Annotated in this window: 25 protein-coding genes and 2 tRNA genes; 11 read left to right on the forward strand and 16 right to left on the reverse strand. The window is 68.1% G+C overall.

All coding sequences use genetic code 11. The annotated features are described in order from the left end of the window. The first annotated feature begins 270 nt into the window (after positions 1-270). Together FFS56_RS08120 and FFS56_RS08125 are read left to right on the forward strand one after the other, a co-directional pair. Positions 271-1,026 carry a M23 family metallopeptidase gene (locus FFS56_RS08120; protein WP_046746555.1) on the forward strand — a complete coding sequence of 252 codons (756 nt, stop codon included), beginning with the start codon at positions 271-273 and terminating at the stop codon, positions 1,024-1,026. A gap of 309 nt (positions 1,027-1,335) precedes the next feature. Further along, entirely contained in the window at positions 1,336-1,833 is a 498-nt protein-coding gene (locus FFS56_RS08125; RefSeq protein ID WP_045263393.1) for an HNH endonuclease, read from the forward strand. Positions 1,834-1,895: 62 nt separating this feature from the next. Here the strand turns inward: FFS56_RS08125 and FFS56_RS08130 are convergent. The 9 genes from FFS56_RS08130 to idi form a co-directional block, all read right to left on the reverse strand. Next, a tRNA-Arg gene (locus tag FFS56_RS08130) sits at positions 1,896-1,968 on the reverse strand. Between the two features lie 60 nt (positions 1,969-2,028). Then, on the reverse strand, positions 2,029-4,215 hold the full coding sequence (locus tag FFS56_RS08135) for an MMPL family transporter (protein WP_046749812.1): 2,187 nt from the start codon (positions 4,213-4,215) through the stop codon (positions 2,029-2,031). A gap of 35 nt (positions 4,216-4,250) precedes the next feature. Next, positions 4,251-5,144: a prenyltransferase gene (locus FFS56_RS08140; RefSeq protein ID WP_046749811.1), complete on the reverse strand. Its 894-nt coding sequence runs from the start codon at positions 5,142-5,144 to the stop codon at positions 4,251-4,253. Next, positions 5,141-5,488: a lycopene cyclase domain-containing protein gene (locus tag FFS56_RS08145; RefSeq protein ID WP_307723495.1), complete on the reverse strand. Its 348-nt coding sequence runs from the start codon at positions 5,486-5,488 to the stop codon at positions 5,141-5,143. The genes FFS56_RS08140 and FFS56_RS08145 overlap by 4 nt, the downstream gene beginning before the upstream one ends. Next, positions 5,485-5,829, reverse strand: coding sequence for a lycopene cyclase domain-containing protein (locus tag FFS56_RS08150; protein WP_127012508.1), 345 nt, complete (start codon positions 5,827-5,829; stop codon positions 5,485-5,487). The genes FFS56_RS08145 and FFS56_RS08150 overlap by 4 nt, the downstream gene beginning before the upstream one ends. Continuing rightward, positions 5,829-7,430, reverse strand: coding sequence for a phytoene desaturase family protein (gene crtI, locus FFS56_RS08155; protein ID WP_127012507.1), 1,602 nt, complete (start codon positions 7,428-7,430; stop codon positions 5,829-5,831). Before crtI ends, FFS56_RS08150 begins: the two co-directional genes overlap by 1 nt. Then, complete coding sequence (locus FFS56_RS08160) at positions 7,427-8,335, reverse strand: squalene/phytoene synthase family protein (protein WP_046749807.1); 909 nt, start codon at positions 8,333-8,335, stop codon at positions 7,427-7,429. Before FFS56_RS08160 ends, crtI begins: the two co-directional genes overlap by 4 nt. Continuing rightward, entirely contained in the window at positions 8,332-9,414 is a 1,083-nt protein-coding gene (locus FFS56_RS08165; protein WP_127012506.1) for a polyprenyl synthetase family protein, read from the reverse strand. Before FFS56_RS08165 ends, FFS56_RS08160 begins: the two co-directional genes overlap by 4 nt. Positions 9,415-9,417: 3 nt before the next feature. After that, entirely contained in the window at positions 9,418-9,939 is a 522-nt protein-coding gene (idi, locus tag FFS56_RS08170; protein ID WP_058631261.1) for an isopentenyl-diphosphate Delta-isomerase, read from the reverse strand. An 89-nt stretch (positions 9,940-10,028) separates the two neighbouring features. Between idi and FFS56_RS08175 the strand changes: the two genes are divergently transcribed. Next, positions 10,029-10,676, forward strand: a complete 648-nt coding sequence (locus FFS56_RS08175; RefSeq protein ID WP_082682551.1) for a MarR family transcriptional regulator — start codon at positions 10,029-10,031, stop codon at positions 10,674-10,676. Between the two features lie 39 nt (positions 10,677-10,715). Here FFS56_RS08175 and FFS56_RS08180 read toward each other — a convergent pair whose 3' ends face one another. Both FFS56_RS08180 and FFS56_RS08185 read right to left on the reverse strand, forming a co-directional pair. After that, positions 10,716-11,123, reverse strand: coding sequence for an Lsr2 family protein (locus tag FFS56_RS08180; protein WP_331454691.1), 408 nt, complete (start codon positions 11,121-11,123; stop codon positions 10,716-10,718). A 36-nt stretch (positions 11,124-11,159) separates the two neighbouring features. Next, a complete protein-coding gene (locus FFS56_RS08185) occupies positions 11,160-12,017 on the reverse strand; it encodes a LuxR C-terminal-related transcriptional regulator (RefSeq protein WP_046749803.1) in 858 nt (285 codons plus the stop codon). 109 nt (positions 12,018-12,126) lie between these two features. Between FFS56_RS08185 and FFS56_RS08190 the strand changes: the two genes are divergently transcribed. Beyond that, positions 12,127-12,474, forward strand: coding sequence for a DUF485 domain-containing protein (locus tag FFS56_RS08190; RefSeq protein WP_127012505.1), 348 nt, complete (start codon positions 12,127-12,129; stop codon positions 12,472-12,474). Further along, positions 12,471-14,105, forward strand: coding sequence for a cation acetate symporter (locus tag FFS56_RS08195; RefSeq protein ID WP_046749801.1), 1,635 nt, complete (start codon positions 12,471-12,473; stop codon positions 14,103-14,105). The genes FFS56_RS08190 and FFS56_RS08195 overlap by 4 nt, the downstream gene beginning before the upstream one ends. Before the next feature lie 66 nt (positions 14,106-14,171). On the opposite strand, the gene FFS56_RS08200 is transcribed toward FFS56_RS08195, so the two are convergent. After that, positions 14,172-14,684: a methylated-DNA--[protein]-cysteine S-methyltransferase gene (locus FFS56_RS08200; RefSeq protein WP_046749800.1), complete on the reverse strand. Its 513-nt coding sequence runs from the start codon at positions 14,682-14,684 to the stop codon at positions 14,172-14,174. Positions 14,685-14,912: 228 nt separating this feature from the next. Here FFS56_RS08200 and FFS56_RS08205 point away from each other — a divergent pair, with 228 nt between their 5' ends. Together FFS56_RS08205 and FFS56_RS08210 are read left to right on the forward strand one after the other, a co-directional pair. Beyond that, positions 14,913-18,581 (forward strand): ATP-binding protein, encoded by a 3,669-nt coding sequence (locus FFS56_RS08205; RefSeq protein ID WP_171010971.1) that lies wholly within the window; start codon positions 14,913-14,915, stop codon positions 18,579-18,581. Beyond that, on the forward strand, positions 18,574-18,780 hold the full coding sequence (locus FFS56_RS08210) for a hypothetical protein (RefSeq protein WP_127012503.1): 207 nt from the start codon (positions 18,574-18,576) through the stop codon (positions 18,778-18,780). Before FFS56_RS08205 ends, FFS56_RS08210 begins: the two co-directional genes overlap by 8 nt. Before the next feature lie 85 nt (positions 18,781-18,865). On the opposite strand, the gene mscL is transcribed toward FFS56_RS08210, so the two are convergent. Genes mscL through FFS56_RS08225 form a run of 3 tightly spaced genes read right to left on the reverse strand, consistent with a single transcriptional unit; the run spans position 18,866 to position 20,196 of the window. Beyond that, positions 18,866-19,288: a large conductance mechanosensitive channel protein MscL gene (mscL, locus tag FFS56_RS08215; RefSeq protein ID WP_046749797.1), complete on the reverse strand. Its 423-nt coding sequence runs from the start codon at positions 19,286-19,288 to the stop codon at positions 18,866-18,868. A 24-nt stretch (positions 19,289-19,312) separates the two neighbouring features. Then, positions 19,313-19,585 carry an FmdB family zinc ribbon protein gene (locus FFS56_RS08220; RefSeq protein ID WP_046749796.1) on the reverse strand — a complete coding sequence of 91 codons (273 nt, stop codon included), beginning with the start codon at positions 19,583-19,585 and terminating at the stop codon, positions 19,313-19,315. 14 nt (positions 19,586-19,599) lie between these two features. Next, complete coding sequence (locus tag FFS56_RS08225) at positions 19,600-20,196, reverse strand: 5-formyltetrahydrofolate cyclo-ligase (protein ID WP_046749795.1); 597 nt, start codon at positions 20,194-20,196, stop codon at positions 19,600-19,602. Between the two features lie 41 nt (positions 20,197-20,237). On the opposite strand from FFS56_RS08225, the gene galU reads away from it, so the two are divergent. From galU to FFS56_RS08245, 4 genes are all read left to right on the forward strand, one after another. Further along, a complete protein-coding gene (galU, locus tag FFS56_RS08230) occupies positions 20,238-21,125 on the forward strand; it encodes a UTP--glucose-1-phosphate uridylyltransferase GalU (RefSeq protein ID WP_046749794.1) in 888 nt (295 codons plus the stop codon). 43 nt (positions 21,126-21,168) lie between these two features. Then, complete coding sequence (locus FFS56_RS08235) at positions 21,169-21,780, forward strand: GNAT family protein (protein ID WP_058631271.1); 612 nt, start codon at positions 21,169-21,171, stop codon at positions 21,778-21,780. Between the two features lie 93 nt (positions 21,781-21,873). Next, entirely contained in the window at positions 21,874-22,719 is an 846-nt protein-coding gene (locus FFS56_RS08240) for a hypothetical protein (protein ID WP_127012502.1), read from the forward strand. 52 nt (positions 22,720-22,771) lie between these two features. Further along, positions 22,772-22,844, forward strand: a tRNA-Ala gene (locus FFS56_RS08245). Positions 22,845-22,973: 129 nt separating this feature from the next. Here FFS56_RS08245 and FFS56_RS08250 read toward each other — a convergent pair. After that, positions 22,974-23,495: an AAA family ATPase gene (locus tag FFS56_RS08250; RefSeq protein ID WP_164734105.1), complete on the reverse strand. Its 522-nt coding sequence runs from the start codon at positions 23,493-23,495 to the stop codon at positions 22,974-22,976. Positions 23,496-23,503: the final 8 nt, after the last annotated feature.

Below are 23,503 nucleotides of genomic sequence, written 5' to 3' on the forward strand. Positions count from 1 at the left end.
TATCTTCCGGTAACCTCGGTCAGGTCGCCAGCGAAGAAGCCCGCTGGAGATGAACCCGCTGAAGATCGCCTTCCAGGCTCGTCGTCTTCACGGCAAGAACGCACAAAGTACCCGAGCTACATTCGTGCCACGAGAGCAGAGTGCCGACGAGCCAGCGCTGACCCGAACGGCGTGAGGGCCCAGGAGGACCAAGTTTTGGCCGCAGACATCGAATCGCCCGCGAAGAAGACATCTGAAGAAGCAGTACCCGCCCGCCGCACCGGCGCGCGAATGAGTGCTCGAAAGGCCGTCAAGCCTCTTCGATCCATCGCCATCTTCGGGGCGGTCGGTGCGCTGGTCGCCGGCATCGCTCTTCCCGCGTTCGCCTCGTCGAAGCCGAGCGAGGCAGCGCCCACGACTCTCCAGCAGCTCGCCGCCGTCGATGCGCAGTCGCTCGTCGTCGCCTCGCAGGCGACTGCTGCTCCGCTCGCGCGCGGCACGTTCAGCGCGACCACGCCCGAGGAGATCGAGAAGAAGAAGGCAGAAGAGGCCGCTGCCGCCCGTGCAGCCGCTGCTGCCGCGACCGCCTCCGCGGCCGGCACCTCCTCCTCGCGCTTCAACACCGCGGGTTACGCTCTCACCTCGCCCGGTTCGGGCGAGGTGCGCTATCCGCTCCCCATGGGCTCCTGGAACGTCAGCCGCACGGTCGGCGGTGGCCACAACGGTGCGGACATGCTCGCTCCGGCCGGAACGCCGATCTACGCCGCTGCTGCCGGAGTGGTCCGCGCATCGGCCGAGAGCATCGGCGGCTACGGTGTGGCGGTCATGCTCGACAGCGTGGTCGGTGGGCAGCGTCTGCAGACCACCTATGGTCACATGCTCTACGGCTCGCGTCAGGTTCAGGTCGGGCAGTCGGTGTCGGCAGGACAGCTGATCGGCTACGTCGGCAGCACCGGTCGCTCCACCGCGAACCACCTCCACTTCGAGGTCTGGATCAACGGCGGGCTCGTCGAGCCCATGTCGTGGCTGTCGGTCAACGCCGGCTGATTTCCAGACACGCTCCACTCCATTCATCTCCCGTTTCGCCCTGTACCCAGGGAGATGGGTTAGCCTGATCCCGTTGTCGTACAGGTGGGAGAGGCTGATGGAGCGAATACCGAGCATCCGAACCATGGATGCCCTCGGTCGTCACGTCCTTCTGCTTAGCCCGCAGGGATGCCACGGCGTTGCCGTGCGCGAAAGGCGCTGTCTCTAGACGGCGCCTTTTTTCGTCCTCGCGATCGATCTGCCTCCTGCGCGACCTCGTGTGAGTCGAGAGTGCCGGGAAGCCGTCCCGGCGGATCGAGAGGATGACGAATGCGCACACTGGTCCTGAATGCCGGATACGAGCCGCTGGCGATCGTGTCGTTCAAACGCGCCCTGGTGCTCGTGATGAACGACAAAGCCACCGTGATCGAACGCGTCGAGGAAGACCCCGTCTGGGGCTCGCACGGCGTCTACGACCGCCCTGCGGTCATCATCCTGGCGCGCTACGTGCGCGTCCCCACCAGCAGACGCGTGCCCGTCACCCGGCGCGGCGTGCTCCGTCGTGACGATCACCGGTGCGGCTACTGCGGGAAGTCGGCCTCCACGATCGACCACATCCTGCCCCGTTCTCGCGGAGGAGCTGATTCCTGGGAGAACCTCGTCGCGTGCTGCTTGCGGTGCAACAACGTGAAGAGCGATCGTACGCCTCAGGAGATGCGCTGGCAGTTGCGCTTCACCCCTCGACCCCCGCACGGCACCGCCTGGACGGTGCGCGGGACGGAACGCAGCGACCCGCGGTGGGAGCCGTATCTCGCGCTGGCGGCGTGACGAGGGCGGCACGACATGCAGAAGGGGAGCCGTCGCCAGGACGGCTCCCCTTCTGCATGTCGTGCCCGCGACAGGATTCGAACCTGCGACCTGCCCTTTAGGAGAGGGCTGCTCTATCCCCTGAGCTACGAGGGCGTGCATCCAGTCTAAGCGACCGGATGCACGCCGCTGCGTCTCCGTCGTCCCCGCTGTGGGTCAGTCTTCTCCGCGACGCCACAGCTTCGACGGCCACCAGATCGCCTTGCCGATGTCGTAGGTCAGTGCAGGGACCAGCAGGGAGCGCACCACGAACGTGTCGAGGAGCACGCCGAAGGCGACGATGAAGGCGAGCTGCACCAGGAACAGGATCGGGATCACCGACAGCGCGGCGAAGGTGGCCGCGAGCACGAGGCCGGCCGAAGTGATCACCCCACCCGTGATCGAGAGCCCTCGCAGGATGCCCTCCCGCGTTCCGTGCGCCTTCGACTCCTCACGGACTCTGGTCATCAGGAAGATGTTGTAGTCGATGCCGAGCGCCACCAGGAAGACGAATCCGAACAGCGGGACGGCAGGGTCGGCGCCCGGGAACTGGAAGATCCCGTTGAAGACGAGCGCCGAGACTCCCATCGCCGTGCCGAAGGACAGCACCGTGGTGAGGATCAGCAGCACCGGCGCGAGGATCGAGCGCAGCAGCAGCATCAGGATCAGCATGATCACGACGAGGATGACGGGAATGATGAGGTTCCTGTCGTGGATCGATGCGTCGTTGGTGTCGATCGAGGTCGCCGTGACACCGCCGACCAGCGCATCCATGGCATCGAGGTCTTCGCGAAGCTCTCGCACGGTCGAGGCCGCCGCCTCGGAATCCGCCGCATCGGTCAGGGTGCCCTGAAGCAGGACATCGCCCTTCACGGTGGTCGGTTCCGGGGCGGGCGTGCCGGGAGGGCCGACGGCCGTGATGCCGTCTTCCGTCACGGGTGCCGAACCACTCGGGGAATCGGCCGCGGTGACCGTGACGCCATCGACGCCGTCGTTGGCGAGGAGCACATCGGCCGCGTCCTGCAGCTGACCCTCCTTCACGACGACGTACACGGGGCTTCCGGATCCGCCGGGGAAGTGCTCACCCAGGGCCACCTGGCCGTCGCGCGCTTCGGACGCGCCGAGCACCAGATCCGACTGCGGTACGCCGTCGGCGTCGAGCTGCGTGATTCCCGCCGCCCCCGCGAGCAGCACGATCGTCGTCACGATCCAGATGACCCGAGGGCGGCGCTTGATGAGGCCGGCGAGCCGCGCCCACAGGCCCGTGGTGCGCATGCCGTGCTCAGCGGCCACGACCTCGGGCTCGAAGCGTGGGCGCCGCGGCCAGAACACGGCGCGACCGAAGAGCAGCAGCAGCGACGGGAGCAGCGTCAGCGCCGAGAGCATCGCGAACACGATGCCGATCGCCGCGACCGGTCCCAGAGTGCTGTTGGATTTGAGGTCGCTGAGCAGCAGGCACAGCAGGCCGGCGATCACGGTGCCGCCTGAGGCGACGATCGGCTCCACCGAGCCCTTCCACGCCGCCATCACCGCGGCGCCCTTGTCCTGAGCGACGCGCAGTTCCTCCCGGAAGCGAGCGACGAACAGCAGGGCGTAGTCGGTGGCGGCGCCGATCACGAGGATGAACAGGATCCCCTGGGTCTGGCCGCTGAGGAGCAGCACCTCGAACTTCGCAAGCCACCAGACGACCAACAGCGCGACGCAGAGCGCGAAGAGGCTGGTGGACAACACGACGAGAGGAAGCAGGAACGACCGGTAGACCAGCACCAGGATCACGAGAACGGCAAGGAGCGCGACACCGAGCAGGAGCCCGTCGATACCGGCGAAACCGGCCACCAGGTCGGCGCTGAAACCGGCGGGTCCCGTGATGTAGACGGTGACCCCCTCCGGCACGGCGGCGCGCAGCTCGTCGCCCAGGGCCGTCGTCACATCCGCGAGCTCGGCGTCGGAGTCGATCGGGATGAACGCCTGCACCGCGCGTCCGTCGTCGGATGGGAGCGCGGGGGAGACGTCGCCGCCGACGCCCTCGACCGTCGGCGCATCCGCGACGGCGGCGGAGATGGCATCGAGCTCGGCAGAGGTCAGCTCGTCGTCGGCGGTGAACACGGCGATGGCCGGGATCGAGTCGCTGTCGCTGAATTCGCCGAGAAGCTTCTGCACCTGCGTCGCATCCGCCGATTCCGGGAGATACGTCGTCTGCTCGTTGGACGACACCTCGTCGACCTTGCCGAACAGCGGTCCGCCCAGCGACGCGCCCACCAGCCACACGAGGATCAGGGCGACGGGGAGGAAGACGCGCACCCAGGAGTGCCGTCGAGTGCGCTCTCTCGGCGGCGGGGTCTGCGCGGTGTCGGGGCGGGACATCGGGGCTCCTTTCGGGGGTGCTTCGGAACGGGCGGTCAGGAGATCCAGGCGAGGATGAGGATCATCGTCGCGAGGAAGCCGGCGAAGTAGTTGAGGGCGATGAAGCGTCGCCAGGCGCGGTTCGTGGAGGCGGAAGTCTCGTCCGTCACGTTCCACCACGGTGCTGCATTCACCACATAGGGCAACGCGAGGACGGCGGCGAGCGGACCGGGCCACGGAGTCCACAGCATGGCCGTGCCTGCGATCACCCACAGCGCGAGCGACAGGCGTACGGTCGCCCGTGCACCGATGACCGTGGCGATCGAAGAGATGCCGCCCGCCCGGTCGGGGCCGATGTCCTGCACGGCGCCGAAGGCATGGGCGGCCATCCCCCAGAGGAAGAACGCGCCGAGCGTGATGACGGTTCCCGTCGTCGCCGACGCTCCGGCCAGGGCGAGGCCGACGATCGCGGGACTGACGAAATGTGTGCTGGAGGTGACGGAATCGAGGAACGGGCGCTCCTTGAATCGGAGGAACGGCGCGGAGTATGCGATGACCGCGAAGACGCTCACCGCAAGCCAGGCCGTCGAGGCCGGGTTCCCGACGATCACGAGGTAGACGAGGAAGGGGATGTTCGTCGCCGCAGCCGCCCACAGGGTCGCTCGATGGATGCGGGGTGCGAGCAGTGCTCCCTCGATGCCTCCCTTGCGCGGGTTCGCCAGATCGGAGGCGTAGTCGAACACGTCGTTGATCCCGTACATCGCGAGGTTGTAGGGGATGAGGAAGTACAGGGTGCCGAGCACGAGGGTGAGGTCGATGTCGCGCGTGCTCAGGAGGTAGGCGGCCGCGAAGGGGAAAGCCGTGTTGATCCAGCTGATCGGACGCGACGACAGCACGATCTGGGCGATGTCCCGTGCGATGCCGTTCGACGGCGCGGTGGCTCCGCTCAACGTCGTTCCTCCTCATCTGTCGGTGTCCGCCCGCGGGACCGCCGAAGGGCGCGCATCGCGGTCCACGCGGCCGGAAGGAGCAGAGCACCTGCGAGCGGGTAGGCGAAGTCCTCGATCGGCGCGAGCCCGACGTGCACTCCGAGCAGCGGATCCTGGGCGTAGTGGAACAGCCCGCTCGCGATCATCACGGTGTCGAACGCGGCGGTGAGGAGGAAGAGCACCAGGATGGTCAGGAGCACGGATGCGGGGCGTGGTCCGCGACCGCGGGACGCGAGCACGAGCGCCGCGCCGGCAACTGCGGAACCGGCGACGAACCAGGCGGAGAGCTGGAGGTAGGTCATCATCGCTCCCTCTGTGCCCTTGTGCGTGCACGGAGTCGGGCGAGCACACGCGTCGTCCCGGTGTAGATGATCATGGTGCAGACGACGAGGAACAGCAGGAAGACGGGTTCCTCGATGGGCAGCTCGGGAGCGAGCACCAGGCCCGTCGCGATCGCTCCGTCGCCGCGGAAGAAGATCCCGTTCGCGATCCCGGCCACGTCCCACACGAGGAAGAACACGAGGCCGAGGGCCGTCACGACGGCAGCGGAGACCGCGTCGCGCCAGAAGAAGAGCCGGAACCGCCAGTCCAGCAGCAGCATGCAGCCCAGCGACACCAGGAGGGCCGCCAGATACACCGCACCCATCAGGACGCCTCCGTCCCGACGGGGGAGTGTGCGGGAACGGGGAGCGGCCCCGGCGAGTGGTCGCCCCTGATGCGTTTGAGGACGACCTCCGCGCTGATCAGACACATCGGAACCCCCACGCCCGGTGCCGTCGTGGCGCCGGCGTAGAACAGACCCTGCACGCGCTTGGATGCGTTCTGGGCGCGGAACATCGCACTCTGCGAGAGGATGTGGGCCGGGCCCAGCATCCCGCCGCGCCAGGAGTGATAGTCGTCACGGAAGTCCGCGGGCCCTGTCGTCTGCCGCACGACGATCCGCTCCCGCAGGTCGGGGATGCCCGCCCAGGTCGCCACCTGATCGATCGCCGCGTCGGCCGCACGCTCGACCGCAGGGGATCCGTGTCCGTCGGCCCCACCGTTGCCGAGATCGACGTCGGCGGGCACCGGGATCAGGACGAACAGGTTCTCATGGTCGGCGGGAGCGACGTCGGGGTCGGTCGCGCTCGGCCGGCAGACGTAGATCGATGCCGGGTCCGGCACCGTCGGGGTGGAGCCGAAGATCGCGTCGAAGTTCGCGTCCCAATCGTCGGTGAAGAACAGCGAATGGTGGGGGAGCTCGGGCAGCCCGCCGCGTACGCCCAGCATCACGAGGATCCCGCCGGGTCCGCTGGTGCGTCGCGCCCACCACGATTCCGGATAGGTCTGCAGCGTGGCAGGGAGCAGGGCGGTCTCGGTATGGTGCAGATCGGCTGCTGAGACCACCACGTCGGCGCTCTCGACGTGGGAGGCACCGGACTCGTCGAGCCAGCCGACGCCGGTCACGTGCGTGCTGTCGGCACCGTCCTGCGTGCGGATCCCGGTCACCTGCGCCTCGGTCACGATCCGTGCTCCCGCATCGCGTGCGAGTGCCTCGATCCGTTCGATCACGCGCCAGAATCCGCCCTGCGGGTAGCTGACGCCCTGATCGAGGTCGAGCGCACTCATGAGGTGGTACATCGCCGGAGCGCTTCGGGGATCGGTTCCGAGGAACACCGCGGGGTAGCCCAGGATCTGGCGCACGACAGGGTGGTCGAAGCGCCGCGCAGCGTAGGACTGCAGGCGTGTTCCGAGCAGGGCGCCCAGTCGGGGCAGAGCGCGGACCACCTCCGGCGCGAGAAGCGACCGCATGCGCGTGAACGGGTTGTAGAGGAAGTACTTCCGGGCCATCGCTCCGGCATCCTGTGCGGAGTCGAGGTACGCGTCGAGCGCTGCCGTTGAACCGGGTTCGAGCGCTTCGAACAGCCGTGTGACCTCTTCCCGTCCTGCGGGCACGGTCACCGGTGTCGGGGAGGCATCCACCGCTCCGGGCGCTCGGAACACACGGTAGCCCGGATCGAGCCTGACCAGGTCGAGCTGCTCGGCGGTCGTGGTGCCCATCATCTCGAAGAAGTGGTCGAAGACCTCCGGCATCAGGTACCACGATGGGCCGGAGTCGAAACGGAACCCGTCGCGTTCGATCGTCCCTGCTCGGCCACCGACACGATCGTTCTTCTCGAGCACGACGACGTCGTGTCCGTCCCGTGCGAGCAGTCCTGCCGTGGCGAGACCGGCAACGCCGGCGCCGATGACGACCACCCGGCTCATCGGTCGCGCTCCAGCGCTGTGACGAGCACGGATCGAGCGGCGAGGACGGCCTTGATCGGATCGGGAACGCGGACCCGGCGCCGGTAGAGGACGTCGACGGGAGTCGTCGACACCCGCCGAGTGAGCGCGGCGAACAACGCCAGGGCACTGCGAACCGCGGCGCGCGCGTCCTTGGGCAGCAGCGGGATCGCGGCGCGCGCGTCGGCCAGCTGCCCGAACACGGTCTCGACCCACGCGTCGCGATCAGCGTCGGTGAGACGCGCGCTCCCGCCGAGGTAACCGCGGTGCAGGCGGTCGGTGTCGTCTGCGAGGTCGCGCAGGAAGTTCACGTTCTGGAACGCGGCGCCGAGCTGCCGTGCCCCGTGCCGGAGGATCTCCCGTTCCTCCGGTGTGCGCTCGGCGTCTCGGAGGAACACCTGCAGACACATGAGCCCGACGACCTCAGCGGAGCCGTAGACGTAGGCCGCATGGGCGTCGATGTCATACGCGGCGAAACCGGAGTCCGCGTCGATGTCCGCACGCATCGAGTCGAAGAACGGCTGGGTCAGGTCATCGCCGATCGCGCACTCCCGCGCCGTGCGAGCAAACGCATGCAGGATCAGGTCGCTACTGTAGCCGCTGCGCATCGACCGATGGGTCTCCGCGATGTACGAATCGAGGGCGGCTGATTGTGCCGTGACGTCAAGGCCGGCCTCCGCAGCCACGCCGTCGACGATCTCGTCGGCGATGCGGACCATCGCGTAGATGTTGCGCACGTGCTGCCGATGGCGTTTCCCGAGCAGGCGGCTGGCGAGTCCGAACGACGTCGAGTACGTGCGGATGACATCGGTCGTGGCGATCTCCGCCGTGCGGTTGAAACGTCGGAGTGCGGTCTCATCGCGGTGGCCGGATGGGGTGGTGCTCATCGGCGGCGACTCCCGACTCGGGAAGCGAGGCTCCGAATGGCCTCTGCCGCCGTTGTGGGGACCAGGCCCGCGGATTCCGCGTCCAGAAGCGCGGCATCGGCGGCATCGAGATGCTCCTGCACCAAACCCTCGACGAAGGCCTCGGAGCCGCATGCGCGCAGTCGGTCGCGAGCAGCCGCGGCGTCCGCCGGGCTGAGGTCGGTCCGTCCGAAGTGCAGCTCGATCCCGTCCCATTCGCTCGTCATGCGCGCGTACGCGATGATCGCCGTCTCCTTGCCCTCTCTCAGATCGGAGAAGGGGTCCTTGCCGTGCTCCTCGGGGTCGCCGAACACCGACAGCAGGTCGTCCTGCAGCTGATAGGCGAGTCCGAGGTTCCATCCGATCGCCGTGAGGTGCTCCTCGGCAGCGGTCGACGAACCCGCGAGCACCGCAGCGGCGCGCAGCGGCAGGACGAAGGAGTAGGTCGAGGTCTTGTACGCGCTCGTGGAGAGGATCGTCCGCAGATCGGGAGCGATGATGCCGTCGCTGAGTGCGACGTCGGTGTGCTCCCCCGCCACGGTCTCGAAGATCGTCTCTTCGAGCAGGCCGAGCAGGCGCTCGCGAGACTCTGCGGCGACCTCGGCGCGCGCGAAGCCCAGCACCGCCGACGACAGGAGCAGATCCCCGAGGAGGATCGCGCTCGAGCGCGCCCAGTGCAGGGAGGTCTCGGTCGGTCCTGCGGGGCGGGATGCCGCGAGCGCTCCGATCAGATTGGGTCTTCTGCGCCGCGTGAGGTCACCGTCGATCACGTCGTCGTGGAGGAGGAAGGCGTAGTGGAGAAGCTCGACGTGGGCGGCCACCTCGATCGCGGACTGCGTCTCGGCGATCGTCAGCGGCGTGGGTGCCAGCGCATGCGTGAGATCGAGGAGCAGGCGGGGACGGATCAGCTTTCCCCCGAGAGCGTGTTCCTCGGCGGCCCGCCACAGTGCGACGAACTCGCTCCCGTAACGCTCGGCCGCTGTGCTCCTCTCGGAGAACCGGTGGCGAAGTGCCTCCTCGATCCGGGTGCTCAGCGATTCCTCGGTGGTCGTCGCGCTCATCGGTCACACCTCGCCGCGTTGACGTAACAGGGGCAGCTGCTCGACCAACCACGGACTGAAGGCGAAGGGCGCATGCGCCACGGCCTCGATCAGCGGATCCACGTCGACCCACGTCCACTCGGACACCTCATCGGGATTCGCCGTGGGGTCGGCGTCGAGGACGGCGACGTGCACTGGACAGATCTCGTTCTCGACGATCCCGCTCGCATCGACGGCGCGGTACCGGTAGTCGGGGAGCGCGGTGCGGATGTCCGACACCTGGATGCCGAGTTCCCCGCGACCGTGGCGAAGCACCGCATCGACCATGGCCTCATCCGGTCGCGGGTGGCCGCAGAAGCTGTTGGTCCAGACACCCGGCCACGTCTTCTTCGTGAGTGCCCGGCGTGTGATCAGCAGGCGACCGTCACGGTCGAAGACGTAGCAGGAGAAGGCCAGGTGCAGGGGGGTGTCGCTGGTGTGGACTTCGCTCTTGGGAAGCGTTCCGACAGCCGTCCCGTCTTCGGCGAGGAGGGTCACGTCATCCACGGCATCTCCTTGGCCTCGAGCGTTCCCGATTTAGCTAACTTGGTGAGTAGTCAACTTAGCATGAAAATGTTGGTGTGTAACATGATCGCATGGACTCGGAGCCCGGCACCACCCCGAACGCGGGCGCGCAGGAGTCGTCCCCCGCACCGGGAGCAGGGGTGAGTCCGACGGGCGAGGCGCCGGACGGGCTCATCCACACCGCGATCTACGACGTCGAGGCCAGCGACCCCCGCAGTGTCCTGATCGACCGCACAGGCGTGCCGCCCGAGGAGCTGAAGCAGATCGCGCAGGTCATGGAGTCGTTGGCAGGGCTGCGCGAAGCGGAGCAGACCCTCTCGCAGGCCTCGCGCCGGTACATGCGCCTGAACGAGACCGACATGCGCGCGTTGCACTATCTGATCGTGTGCGCGAATCGAAACCTCGTGGCCACTCCGGGGGGCATCGCCCACCACCTCGGCGTCTCCACCGCGGCGACCACGAAGCTTCTCGACCGCCTCGAGCAGGGAGGGCATATCGCCCGCGCTCCGCACCCGACCGACCGCAGGGCGTTGCAGATATCCATCACCCCGGAGACTCGGCATGCGGCGATGGAGACGGTGGGTCGGCAGCAGGCGAAGCGGTTCTATTCCGCCGCTCGCCTGACGCAGGCCGAAAGGGAAGTCGTGATCCGCTTCCTCACGGATATGACCGAGGAGATCACGCTTCGGGACGAGCCCTGGCTGCAGGAGGGCGCGTAATAATTACCCCGTAGGGGGTGAAGAACGTCTGGAATGACGTCAGTGCGCGGCGTTGTACGCGTCGACGACCTGCGCAGGAATGCGTCCACGCTCGGAGATCTTGTGGCCATTGTCATTCGCCCATGCGCGGATCGCCGCGACCTCGGGGTTCCGCGCTGGACGCTTGCGTGCGGACGACGTGCGTGAGGCGTTCGAGGACGATCCCGCCTTGCGTCCGGCCGCCACGTAGGGCTCCAGCGCCTTGCGCAATTCATCGGCGTGCGCGGTGTTCAGGTCGATCTCATAAGCGGTGCCGTTGAGCGAGAAATGCACAGTCTCGCCTTCGCCGACCTCCAGAACGCTGCCATCGATGTCGTCGACCAGCTGGTGCACAATTCGTCTCGCCATGGGGGCGACTTTACTCCCCTGAGAGAAATGCGACAACTCGAAATGCTCGATCGCATTCATCTCGCAAAGGCCGTGCGATTATTCCATTCCCTTTGATCAGGGAAGAAGTCCGATTCGCCGGGCTCTCGCGACAGCGGCGTGGCGCGTCGACGCATCCAATTTGGACATCGCCGTCCCCAGATATGCCTTGATGGTGCCTTCTCGCAGACCGAGTTGCGACGCGATCTCCGCGTTGGTCGAACCGAGCGCGGCGCATGCGAGCACGTCGGTCTCGCGCGGAGAGAGGTGGATCGCGGGGATCGGCCCCGTGGCCGGCGCCGCACCGTCTCCGGCGAGGGTCAGCAGGCGCCGCTCGACGTGCGCGATCCTGGTGCGGAGATCTTCGTCCTCGACGGAGGCCGCGATGCTGCGGAGTTCCGCGAAGCTCTGCCGCAGTTCCTCGCGTTGCGCCGGGGCGACCACGTCTTCATTGAGGGCGGTCTCCTGGAGTCGCCGTTGCACCTCGTCGCGGATGCGCAGTTCATCGGCGACGGATCGGGCGACCTGCATGGCGGGGGCGGTGGTCACCCCGCCGACTCGCTCCTCGTCCCACCCGCCGGCGTAGAGCACCCCGCGGGAGCGTCCCTGGACGACGATGGGAAGAGCGAGGAGCGTACGCAGACCTTCTCCCAGCACGAAGACGTCGTAGTCGTGGGTGATCTGCTGGGACGACCCGTAGTCACTCGTCATGCGGGGGCGGAGCTCCATCATCGCGCGACCGCCGAGGCCGCGTTCCGGACGCACACGAAGACCGTCCAGCGAACGCGTGCGAGCGCCGACGATGCTGGTGACGCTCACCACGCCTTCTTCGATGAGGCCGCCGAAAGCGACAGGGAAGCGTGTGCGCCGTGCAAGCTCCCGCACCGCGTTCGCGACGAGATCCGCCTCGGATTCGCGGGCGACGGGTGAGTTCACGACTACCTACTTTCGGGGGTGACGACGCAATGCCCCGTTTCGTAGCGTCGACCCTACCATTCGCACGAGGTGGCTCGTGCGAGCACCGGACATGTGGCAAGGAGGCCCCATGAGCGACCAGACGAACACGGATTCGAACGGTGAGATCGACTACACAGCGGTCGAACGATCCCCGAGATTCCTGACCTTGAAACGCACGCAGAGATCGTTCATCTTCGCGATGGCGGCCTTCTTCCTCCTCTGGTACTTCGTCTACGTCCTCCTGGCCGCCTTCGCTCCGGATTTCATGGGACAGCGGGTGTGGGGTGACATCACGATCGGCCTCCTCTTCGGCCTCGGCCAGTTCGTCACCACCTTCGCGATCACGATGGCCTACGTCTCCTTCGCGAATCGCAAGCTCGATCCGCTCGCGGCGCAGATCCGCGAGGAACTCGAGGAAGCGCAGGGCGCGGCATGAGCGGCGTGCGCGCGGCGGCACCCGCTGCCCTCGAGATCAATCCGGTCTTCAACATCTCGATCTTCCTGGCGTTCGTGGCGGTGACGCTGTTCATCGTGATCAGAGCGAGTCGCAACAACAAGACCGCGGCCGACTACTACGCCGCCGGCCGCTCGTTCACCGGTCCGCAGAACGGGTTCGCTATCGCGGGCGACTACCTGTCCGCCGCATCATTCCTCGGGATCTGCGGTGCGATCGCGATCAACGGGTACGACGGATTCCTCTACTCCATCGGCTTCCTCGTGGCGTGGCTCGTGGCCCTGCTCCTGGTCGCCGAGCTGATGCGGAACACCGGCAAGTTCACCATGGCGGACGTGCTCTCGTTCCGTCTGCAGCAGCGGCCTGTGCGGATGGCGGCCGCCATCACGACGCTCGCCGTGTGCTTCTTCTACCTGCTGGCGCAGATGGCGGGTGCCGGCGGTCTGGTGTCCCTGCTGCTCGGCATCGACGGTCGGGTCGGTCAGTCGGTCGTGATCGCGGTCGTCGGCATCCTCATGATCGTCTACGTGCTGATCGGCGGCATGAAGGGAACGACCTGGGTGCAGATCGTCAAGGCCTTCCTCCTCATCGGCGGTGCCCTCGGGATGACCGTGTGGGTGCTCGCGATCAACGGGTTCAGTCTGAACACGCTGCTCGAGGCCGCGGTGGCGAACTCGGACAAGGGTGACGCGATCCTGGCGCCCGGTCTGCAGTACGGAGCAAATCCGTGGGACTTCCTCTCTCTCGGTCTGGCGCTCGTGCTGGGCACTGCGGGATTGCCGCACGTCCTGATGCGCTTCTACACGGTTCCGACCGCCAAGGAGGCCCGTCGCTCGGTCGTCTGGGCCATCTGGCTCATCGGCGGGTTCTACCTGCTCACGCTCGTGCTCGGGTACGGTGCCGGCGCCCTGGTCGGAGCGGACGTGATAGCCGCGGCCCCGGGGGGTGTGAACTCCGCGGCCCCGCTGCTGGCTCTCCAACTCGGCGGACCGGTGCTGCTCGGCTTCATCTCGGCTGTGGCATTCGCGACGATCCTCGCGGTCGTCGCGGGACTCACTATCACCGCTGCCGCGTCGTTCGCGCACGACATCTACGCGAACGTCATCCAGAAGGGGCGCAAGGACTCGGAGGGCAAGCCGATCGAAGCCGACCCCAACGGAGAGGTGCGCGTCGCCCGACGTACGGTCATCGTGATCGGTATCCTGGCGATCGTCGGCGGGATCGGCGCGCAGGGGCAGAACATCGCGTTCCTGGTGGCGCTGGCTTTCGCCGTGGCCGCGTCGGCGAATCTGCCCACCATCCTGTACTCGCTGTTCTGGCGCAGATTCACCACTCGCGGGGCCGTGTGGAGCATGTACGGCGGGCTCGGGTCGGCGATTGTCCTCATCGTCCTCTCGCCGGTGTTCTCGGGAACCCCGACATCGATGATCCCGGGGATCGATATCGCCGTGTGGCCGCTGAACAACCCGGGCATCGTCTCGATCCCGTTGGGCTTCCTGCTCGGCTGGCTGGGCACGATCACCAGCAGCCGCAAGGAGTCTCCCCGGTTGGCCGCGGAGATGGAGGTGCGATCGCTCACCGGATTCGGCGCGGAGAAGGCCACGGAGCACTGAGCCTGAGCCCGAAGTCGTGGACCCGGCGGCCTACTCGCCGGGTCCACGACACCGCCTGCCGACGGCTCAGCTCGTCTCGAGGTCGAGCAGGAACTTCTTGCGCTCAGGGTGCGCGCCGTATTGGCCCGCGCTGCCGTCCGACCGCACGACGCGGTGCACCGGGACGATGATCGAGAACGGTGTGACGCGACACGCTGTGCCGACGGCGCGCGCGGCGCCGGGGTGTCCGGCGAGGACCGCGACCTCTCCGTAGCTCATCGTCTCGCCCCACTCGATGTCGCAGATCGTCCGCAGAGCGGTCAAAGCGAACCCGTCGACGAGTCGCCAGTCGAGGCGGATGTGCTCGTCGAAGCGCACCTGCTCGCCGTCGAAGTAGTCGGCGAGCAGATGGGCGAGCTCGTCGGCGGCACCGGGGTCGGGCTCCGGCACGGATCTCAGCTGGCGCGACACGCCTTCGAGCAGCCAGGGCACGCGCGGGTCTTCGGATTCGGAGAGATCGAACCGCACGATGCCCTCGTCGGAGAACACCGCGAGAGCATCGCCGAAGGGGGTCGGCGCGAAGTCGTAGCGGAAGGTCATGCCCCCATCCTGACCCCTGGACGGGACACCGCACGCCGCTGTTGCCGCTCCGGGTGGAGAACCTCGTCGGCGCGGACGCCGGGCAGGAGAAGTGGACGGTGCATCGCATCGCGGAAATTCGGCGGAAACCCGCCCGGGATACCCCGCGTCGGCATGTCGCGCGCCTAGGGTGTCATTGTGTGGCGACGTGAAGGAAAGTCTGCGGACGACACAGCGGTGGATCCTGCTGTGTCGATCAGCGACCTGCACGGGTCCACTGCCGGCATCGACATCGCGCACGCAGCGGAGTCGGAGCGCACGCGTCTGAGAGCGGAGGCCGCGGATCTCGGCGGCCCCTCGCCACTGGTGAGCTTCCGCGACAGCCCCGAGTCGGGTATCGACATCTCCAAGGCGCACCCCGGCAGCCTGCCGCAGTTCATCACCGGCAAGTCGACGCTCCTCTCGAACCTCTTCCGCGATGAGGTCGGTCTGCGCACAGCGAGACTCGCCGCGGAGCGCATCACAGCAAAGAACACCGAGCTGCGCACCGTCCGCGGCATCGAGGCCGTGCACCTCGCCGTCGGCGTCGCCCGGTGGCGCATCGGGGGAGCGGGGTTCGCCGCACCTGTGCTGTTGCGTCCGCTGGCGATCCGCCGCCACCACTCCGACTTCGAGCTGAAGCTGCAGGGCACCTTCGAGGTGAATCCCGAACTCGTGCGGATCGCCCGCGATCACTTCGGTCTCACGATCGACGCGACAGCTCTCGCAGCCCTCGCCTACGACGGCGGGATCTTCAAGCCGCAGCCGGTGATCGACAGCCTGCGCGCGATCACGCGATCGATCGACACCTTCTCGGTCGAGCCGCGCCTGGTCGTCTCGACGTTCGCCGACGTGTCCGGGGTGATGTCCCGCGACGGCGGCAGTCTCGACCATCAGGTGCTGAACGCCCTCGCCGGACACGTGGGCGACCGCGAGCGCGTGACCGCCCCACGGGCGATCCCGCACCACATCGGGCCGGACGACCGCGCTCCTGCGTCCGACAATCTCCTCCTCGACGCCGACGCCGAGCAGGAAGCTGTGCTCGCGCGCATCGCCGCGGGGCACTCCCTGACCGTCGCGACGCTTCCGGGGACCGGCGGCACGCAGACGGTGATCAACGCGCTCGGCGAACTCGTGCGCGGAGGCAAGCGCGTCCTCGTCGTGTCCGCGCGTCGCTCGACCCTCGACGGCGTCCGCCATCGTCTCGCCGGGATCGGACTGGACAGCCTCGCGGTCTCGCCGGCGAACGTGCGGCGCGATCTGGTCAGGGCCATCGGGCGCAACGAGAAGGCCACGGCGCCGAAGGTCGGCGAAGTCGACGATGCTCTCGTGCGTCTGCGGACCGTCCTGCGCGACTACCGTCAGGCGCTCAGCGCGCCGATCGCCGGGTTGGGCGCCTCGGTCCTCGACGCCACCCGCCAGCTGACGCGCTTGGCGTCGCTCCCTGTTCCACCGTCGACCACCGCGCGTCTCGGACCCGATGCGCTTCGTCGCCTCGCCGCCGACCGCAGCGAGGCTGCCGAGGCCCTCGCACAGGCCGCCCGTCTCGGCGAATTCCGCTTCGGCCCGAACGACTCGCCCTGGTACGGGGTCACCTTCTCCAGCACCGAAGCCGCACGAGCGGCGCACGAGCTCGCCGGGCGACTGCACTCGCAGAGCGTGCCCACCCTGCTCGAGCGCGGCTACGAGCTGATCGCGCAGACGCACATGCGTCCGTTCGCGACCATCGACGAGCTCGGCGAGTACCTGCGGCTTCTGCAGGGGATCCGCGATTCGCTCGACCGATTCAGCCCCACGGTCTTCGAACGTCCTCTGGGTGAGCTCATCCAGGCGCACGGTTCGCGCCGCGACGCTCCCGGCCTGTCCGGGGCGAACCGGCGCAGGCTCCGTCGGCTCGCCAAGGAGTATGTCCGCCCGGGAGTGCATGTCACCGAGATGCATGAGGCTCTCCTGCGGATCCAGGCGCAGCGCACCCAATGGCAGCGCTTCGTCGACGCCGGCGTCGCGCCGGAGATCCCGCTCGGTCTCGCCGACGTCCACGCGGCCTGGCAGCGTGTGGAAGCCGAGCTCGCCGAACTCGACACCGCCCTCGGACGCCGTGAGCCGTTGGCATCGCTGCCCGTGGCCCGGCTCGTTCGCACCCTCGCCGGCCTCGCTGCCAAATCCGACGTCTTCGAGAACCTGGTCGAGCGCGCCCAGCTGCGTGACCGACTCGCCCTCCTCGGGTTGGAGCCGCTTCTCACCGAGCTCTCCGTCCGCCACGTCTCGGAGTCCCAGGTGGGGGAGGAGCTCGAGTTCGCCTGGTGGCAGTCCCTCCTCGAGCGCGCCCTGCAGGACAACCGCGCCCTCCTCGGAGCGAACACCGCGGTCGTCGATCGGCTCGAGCGCGATTTCCGCCTGGTCGATGAGGCGCATGCCGCCATGGCCGGACCGCTGCTCGCATGGCAGCTGGCCAATCAGTGGCGCATCGCGATCGTCGACGAGCCCCAGCAGTCGCAGCACCTGCGTCAGGCGCTGACGCAATCCGCGACGACCACCGCGCAGGTGGTCAGCGCTGCGCCCACCCTCGTCGACGTGCTCGCGCCGGCCTGGATCTCCTCGCCGTACCTGGTGCCCGAGATCCCCGACTCGGTCGAGTTCGACACCGTGATCCTCGTCGATGCCGCAGCGATCAACCTCGCAGAAGCGGCCCCGGCGATCCGTCGTGCGCGCCAGATCGTCGCGTTCGGCGATCCGGTCACGCAGCGCCCCACCCCGTTCCGCATCGCGGTCGATCCGGAGGAGTCGTGGGAGCCCGAGGTGCCCTTCGACGACGTCTCGGCCTTCGAGCGCCTGTCCGAGCTCCTGCCCGTGATGACCCTCACCCGCAGCTACCGGGCGGGTGGCGAGGACCTCGCGGAGCTCATCAACGATGCCTTCTACGGGGGCGAGATCGTCTCCCTTCCCTGGGCGGGCTCGTACCTCGGTCGTGGCAGTCTGACTGTCGACTACGTCGAGGGCGGTACGGGAACGCCCGATCCGATCTCGGGTGCGGTCGAGAGCCCGGATGCCGAGGTCGCCAGGGTCGTGACCCTCGTGGTCGAGCACGCGGTGCATCGCCCGTCGGAATCCCTCATGGTGGTCACCGCGAGCGCCCGCCACGCCGAGCGCGTGCGCGCCGCCGTCACTTCGGCGTTCGCCGGGCGATCCGATGTCGCCGACTTCGTCGGCCGAGACACGGTCGAACCGTTCGCGGTGCTGACGCTCGAGGAGTCGGTCGCGGAGAGCCGCGATCGTGTGATCTTCTCGCTCGGCTTCGGTCTCACCAAGCACGGCCGCGTCCTGAGCGACTTCGGCGACCTCTCCACACCGGACGGCGAGCGACTGCTCACGGTCGGGATGACGAGAGCGCGCCGTTCGATGGTCCTCGTCTCGTCGATCCGTCCCTCCTCGTTCGACGATGGGCGCCTGGAGCACGGGGCTGCGACCTTGATGTCGATCCTCGGCGGCCTGGCCGCCCGGAGCCGGGATGCGCGGCTGGAGGATCTCGCCGACCCGCTGACCCTGGCGCTTGCCCGCGAACTGCGGCGCCTCGGCGCGTCGGTGGACGTCGACTACCGCGGACTGCTCCCGCTGGTCGCGCAGCACGGCGGCAAGGCCGTCGTGATCGAGTCGGATCCCGAGACGCGAGGCGAGTCCCTGCGCGAGACCCTGCGTCTGCGCCCGCACGTGCTGCGTCGCCTGGGCTGGCACTACGTGCGCGTGCACGCGTTCGACCTCTACAGCGACCCCGTGACCGTGGCGACCCGGATCGCCGCGGTGCTCGGCATCTCGGATTCCGCCCCGCGCGCGGAGAACGATACGCAGCCGATCGACACGCTCGACACCCAGAATGACTGAGCACCCGGGGCCCGCGGACCCGCGCCAGCACGTGGAACGCATCGCCGGATCTCGTCGTGCGCGTCTCACTCCGGTGCCGGGGAGCGACCCGGAACCGGAATCGGGGCCAGCGGAGACGCCGTCGGCGCGGAACCGGCCGAAGGGTGCCAAGGGGCCGAACGACGATCAGCTGCTCCAGGACGTCCCGCCGCACTACTGACTGTGCGGCTCCTACCTCAGCCGGGAACGGAGAGACGCACGGTCCCTCCGAAGAGGGACCGTGCGTCTCGAGGGGTTCCAGCCGGTCAGGCCCCGCGCTGTGCCTTGAGCAGATCGCGGATCTCGACGAGCAGCTCGGACTCGGTCGCCGCGGCCGGCTCCTCCTCCGGCTCCTCCGCGGGCGTGCCCTTGCGGGCCTCGACATGAGCTTTGAACGTGTTCATCGGCAGCACGAACACGAAGTACACGACGACGGCGACGGCGAGGAAGCTGATGATCGCCGAGATCAGGTCGCCGATCGGGAAGGTCACCGTCTCGCCGTAGATGTTCGGAACCTGGATCCCGAACTGTCCGGCCGCGTCCGCCTTGAGGAAGAGCGCGATGAGCGGGTTGATGATGCTGTTGACGACGGCCGTGACGATCGCGGTGAACGCCGTGCCGATGACGACCGCGACGGCCAGATCGATGACGTTGCCCCGGAGCAGGAAGTCCTTGAAACCTTTGAGCATGGGATCCCCCAACAGATCGATACCTCAGGAAGAGGCCGGAGTCGACGCAGCCGCCGGTTTGGCGCTCGTCGTCGATTCCGTCTTCGATGATGCCGAACCATCCTTCGATCCACCGGATTTGGCGCGCGAGTCCGTGCGATAGAAACCGGAGCCGTTGAAGGTCACACCGATCGAGCCGTACTGCTTGCGCAGCGCGCCACCGCACTCGGGGCACACGGTGAGAGCGTCGTCGGCGAAGCTCTGCACGGCGTCGAAGGTGTGACCGCACGCGGTGCAGGCATAGGCGTAGGTGGGCATGGGGGTCCTTGAGATCAGCGTCGCCGCGGCGACAGGGTGAGGGTCTGCGACGGGGTCACGACGCCGTTCACCGGCTGGTCGTGGACCTCTCGCGGAAGTTCGTCGAGTACCTCGGAATCATAGATGACCGCGTAGACGGGAGGGCACTTCTCCATCGAGCCGATCGTCTTGTCGAAGTACCCGCGCCCCCAGCCCATGCGCATGCCGGAACGGTCGACCGCCGCGGCAGGGACGATCATCAGGTCGACGTCGTTCACGGCGATAGGGCCCAGCACCTCGCCCGTGGGCTCCGGCAGGCCGAAGAGGCCCTCGGCGACCTCGTCATCGTCCGTGGCGACAGCCCAGTCCAGCAGTCCGTCGGCGCGGGTGACGGGGAGGAGCACGCGGATGCCGCGGCGCACGGCCCTGGTCACGAAGTCACGGGTGCCCGGCTCCGTCGTGGTGGAGAGGAAGCAGGAGATGGATCGGGCGCCCAGTTCGTCGACGAGGGCATCGAGGCGTTCGCCGATGGCGGTGGCCGCCGTCTCGCGTTGTGTGTCGGAGAGGAGCTGGCGTCGTTCGCGGAGCTCGGCGCGGAGTGCGCGCTTGGCGTGTTCGACGTCGTTCGACATGGCTCCGAGTCTACGTCGACGCTCACCACTAGGCTGAGAGGATGGGCAACCACAAGATCAAAGCAGTCATCCCCGCCGCCGGACTGGGGACACGATTCCTGCCCGCCACGAAGGCGATGCCGAAGGAGATGCTCCCGGTCGTCGACAAGCCGGCCATCCAGTACGTCGTCGAAGAGGCGGCTGACGCCGGGATCGACGACATCCTCGTCATCATCGGGCGCAACAAGAACGCGATCTCCAACCACTTCGACTCGGTCCCCGAGCTCGAGGTGAAGCTCATGGAGAAGGGCGACACCGGTCGCCTCGAGCGCGTGATGAAGTCGAGCGACCTCGCCGACATCCACTTCGTCCGTCAGGGTGAGCCGAAGGGTCTGGGTCATGCAGTGCTGCGTGCGCGCACCCATGTCGGCGACAGTTCTTTCGCCGTGCTGCTCGGTGACGACCTGATCGACGAGCGCGATCCGCTGCTCACCGAGATGATCGCCGAGCACGAGCGCACCGGCGCCGCGGTGATCGCGCTGATGGAGGTCGATCCCGCGAACATCCACATGTACGGCGCCGCTGCGGTCGAACCCCTCGAAGGGTCGGATGCGGTTCGGGTCACCGGTCTCGTCGAGAAGCCGGCACAGGAGGACGCCCCCTCGAACCTCGCGGTCATCGGACGCTACGTCCTCCCGGCCTCGGTCTTCGAGATCCTCGAGCACACCGAGCCGGGCAAGGGGGGCGAGATCCAGCTCACGGACGCACTGCAGGTGATGGCGGCCGACCCTGACGGCCCCGGCGTCGTCGGCGTCGTCTTCGGTGGTCGCCGCTACGACACGGGCGACCGCGTCGACTACATCAAGGCGATCGTCCAGCTCGCGGCAGACCGCGACGACCTCGGTTCGGAGCTGCGCCCCTGGCTCAAGGAGTTCGCGGAACGCCTCTAGGCGGCTTCGCGGGCGTCGGTGCGGCATGGATCTGGCGACGGGGATGCGACACGGCCCGATAGAGCTGCGGCTCGTCCGAACGAAGGATGCGCGGCCTCTGCAGCATGAGCTGCTCGCCAACAGGTCATGGCTTCAGCCGTGGGAGGCGACCGTCCCGTACGGATCGGTGTCCTTCGATATGAGGCTCAGCATCCGTCGCCTGCTCCAGCAGTACCGTGACGGCTCCGGCTACCCCTTCGTCATGGAGTACGACGGCGAGATCGCGGGGCAGCTCAACGTATGGGGAGTCTCTCGGGGCTCGCTGTGCTCTGCCACGATCGGGTACTGGGTGAGCGAGCGATTCGCCGGTCGCGGGATCACCCCGACCGCGGTCGCGATGGCCACCGATGCGTGCTTCACCGAGTACGGCCTGCACCGCATGGAGATCTGCATCCGTCCGGAGAACGCCGCGAGCCTGCGCATCGTCCAGAAGCTCGGGTTCCGGTACGAGGGATTGCGGCGGCGCTACATCCACATCGACGGGGACTGGCGCGACCACTACGCATTCGCCCTGACCACGGAAGACGTGCCGCAGGGTGTGCTGGCGCGGTGGCTCAGCGGCCAGGTGCCTCCCGACGCCGCGACGGTGCCGCCGGCCGACCGCATATCGTCCTGAAACACCCGTCCGGACAGCGGATCCGGACGAACACGCCGCGACACGCGCCCGTCTGTACGGCGCTGCCCGCCCCCAGCCCTTAGCGTTGTCGGTATGGACGGGCCGGTGCTGAGCGGAGGAGTGATCGTGCTCGTCGCCGTGCTCTTGTGGATGCTCTATCTTCTGCCGTCGTGGCGAGGCCGGTTCCAGTACAACGCCGCCGAACGCAACGCCGTGCGACTGAACCAGGCGCTGCGCGTGCTCGCCGAGACGAGCGAGACGCCGGGGGAGGTCCGCGTCGAGCTGAACGCCCGCACCGCGCTCGCTCAGCAGAAGCTGGCGAAGAGGGTGCAGTCGGAGCGGGAGGCCGCCGCGCTCGAGGCTCTGCGGCAGGAACTCGCGGCCACCAGGGCCGACCCCGTGATCCGTCGGGCGCGCGCGCGTAGACGTGTGCGTATCCTCGCGACCAGCAGCCTGCTGGCCGGGCTCATCGTCGCCGGGCTGGGCGTGTGGCAGCTGCTGGCTGCCGGCGGATCTGCTCTGATCTGGGTCGGTGGTGCGGTGGTCGTCGTCGCCGGTGTCGCTCTGCAGCGCATGGCCGCGGTCGCGAACCGTGCCGCGCGCGCCGCCCACGTCGTGGCCACCCCTGTTGCTCCGCGTGTGGCCCCCGAGCTTCACGACCAGGGCCGAGCGACGTGGACGCCGCGTCCGCTGCCCGAGCCGATGGCATCCGTGGCGGGGTCCCGTGCGCAGGCCGCACAGGCTCAGCTCGAAGCCCAGGAGGCGCGCCGCAAGGCCGCGCGAGTCGCCGCACTGCGCGAGCGGGCGGAGCAGATGGCACCGGAGCCGCCGGTGGCCCTGCCGGCCGCGTCGTCGCCGTACGCGCGGATGGGGTTCGTCGACGACGCCGAGATCGAGGCCCACGTGCGCGAACTGCTCTCGCGTCGGGCCGCAGGATGACGGTCTGCGACGCGAGCGGCCCTCTCGTCGTGATAGCGTAGAACCTGTTCACGGGCCTATGGCGCAGTTGGTAGCGCGCCTCGTTCGCATCGAGGAGGTCAGGGGTTCGAATCCCCTTAGGTCCACCGTGAAGATGGCCGATGGGACATGAGAGATCATGTCCCATCGGCCGTTCTGGTTCCTCGGCCGCTCGTGCTGGAGGTCGAGACCGGGTCGTTGAGTGAGCGCCCTCGCCGCACGGGGGTTGGGGCTGGTCAGCCCCGGCTCGCCTCGAGCAGTAGCCGGAGCCGCTCCTCGGGGCTGCCGACGATCGTGACCACGTGCGGGACGGAGCCTGCGCGCTCGAGGTCATCGACGAGTCCCACCAGCGCTTCGTCCATCGCGACGCGCAGAGCCGGGTCCTCGTCGCCGGTGACGTGGATCGGCCGGCTCCCGTCCAGGGGCACGATCGCGACGAGGTCGATCGCGGCCATCGACGCCTCCACGATCTCTGCGGCGCGGGCGAGGAGCGCGCCGTCACTGCGGCCCAGCTCCTCCAGAGCGGTCAGGTAGGCGAGGAAGTCGAGTGGCCCCCGCTCGCAGATCACCGCGGAAGCGGCGGCCGACTCCCGGAGTCGCGCCGCGGTGACGCGCAGCTGCACGGCGAAGCTGTGCTCGCTCGCGGGATCGTCGAGATCGAGGTCCTCGAAGGGGTCGGGCAGTACGACGTACTCGGGGCGGACCGCACGGAAGTCGGAGATCAGCGTGCTCTTGCCGCTGGCGTGCGTCCCCGACACCACGATCC

Source organism: Microbacterium sp. Beta (assembly GCF_005502545.1).
GTDB classification, from domain to species: Bacteria; Actinomycetota; Actinomycetes; order Actinomycetales; family Microbacteriaceae; genus Microbacterium; species Microbacterium oxydans.

Coding starts and splice junctions, on each gene's coding strand:
- crtI (WP_127012507.1), bottom strand. CDS start 7,430: ATGAGCCGGGTGGTCGTCATCGGCGCCGGCGTTGCCGGTCTCGCCACG.
- FFS56_RS08195 (WP_046749801.1), top strand. CDS start 12,471: ATGAGCGGCGTGCGCGCGGCGGCACCCGCTGCCCTCGAGATCAATCCG.
- FFS56_RS08210 (WP_127012503.1), top strand. CDS start 18,574: ATGACTGAGCACCCGGGGCCCGCGGACCCGCGCCAGCACGTGGAACGC.
- FFS56_RS08145 (WP_307723495.1), bottom strand. CDS start 5,488: ATGATGACCTACCTCCAGCTCTCCGCCTGGTTCGTCGCCGGTTCCGCA.
- FFS56_RS08150 (WP_127012508.1), bottom strand. CDS start 5,829: ATGGGTGCGGTGTATCTGGCGGCCCTCCTGGTGTCGCTGGGCTGCATG.
- FFS56_RS08175 (WP_082682551.1), top strand. CDS start 10,029: ATGGACTCGGAGCCCGGCACCACCCCGAACGCGGGCGCGCAGGAGTCG.
- FFS56_RS08190 (WP_127012505.1), top strand. CDS start 12,127: ATGAGCGACCAGACGAACACGGATTCGAACGGTGAGATCGACTACACA.
- FFS56_RS08135 (WP_046749812.1), bottom strand. CDS start 4,215: ATGTCCCGCCCCGACACCGCGCAGACCCCGCCGCCGAGAGAGCGCACT.
- FFS56_RS08240 (WP_127012502.1), top strand. CDS start 21,874: ATGGACGGGCCGGTGCTGAGCGGAGGAGTGATCGTGCTCGTCGCCGTG.
- FFS56_RS08180 (WP_331454691.1), bottom strand. CDS start 11,123: ATGAATGCGATCGAGCATTTCGAGTTGTCGCATTTCTCTCAGGGGAGT.
- FFS56_RS08120 (WP_046746555.1), top strand. CDS start 271: ATGAGTGCTCGAAAGGCCGTCAAGCCTCTTCGATCCATCGCCATCTTC.
- FFS56_RS08220 (WP_046749796.1), bottom strand. CDS start 19,585: ATGCCCACCTACGCCTATGCCTGCACCGCGTGCGGTCACACCTTCGAC.
- galU (WP_046749794.1), top strand. CDS start 20,238: ATGGGCAACCACAAGATCAAAGCAGTCATCCCCGCCGCCGGACTGGGG.
- FFS56_RS08165 (WP_127012506.1), bottom strand. CDS start 9,414: ATGAGCGCGACGACCACCGAGGAATCGCTGAGCACCCGGATCGAGGAG.
- mscL (WP_046749797.1), bottom strand. CDS start 19,288: ATGCTCAAAGGTTTCAAGGACTTCCTGCTCCGGGGCAACGTCATCGAT.
- FFS56_RS08235 (WP_058631271.1), top strand. CDS start 21,169: ATGCGACACGGCCCGATAGAGCTGCGGCTCGTCCGAACGAAGGATGCG.
- FFS56_RS08125 (WP_045263393.1), top strand. CDS start 1,336: ATGCGCACACTGGTCCTGAATGCCGGATACGAGCCGCTGGCGATCGTG.
- FFS56_RS08160 (WP_046749807.1), bottom strand. CDS start 8,335: ATGAGCACCACCCCATCCGGCCACCGCGATGAGACCGCACTCCGACGT.
- FFS56_RS08225 (WP_046749795.1), bottom strand. CDS start 20,196: ATGTCGAACGACGTCGAACACGCCAAGCGCGCACTCCGCGCCGAGCTC.
- FFS56_RS08200 (WP_046749800.1), bottom strand. CDS start 14,684: ATGACCTTCCGCTACGACTTCGCGCCGACCCCCTTCGGCGATGCTCTC.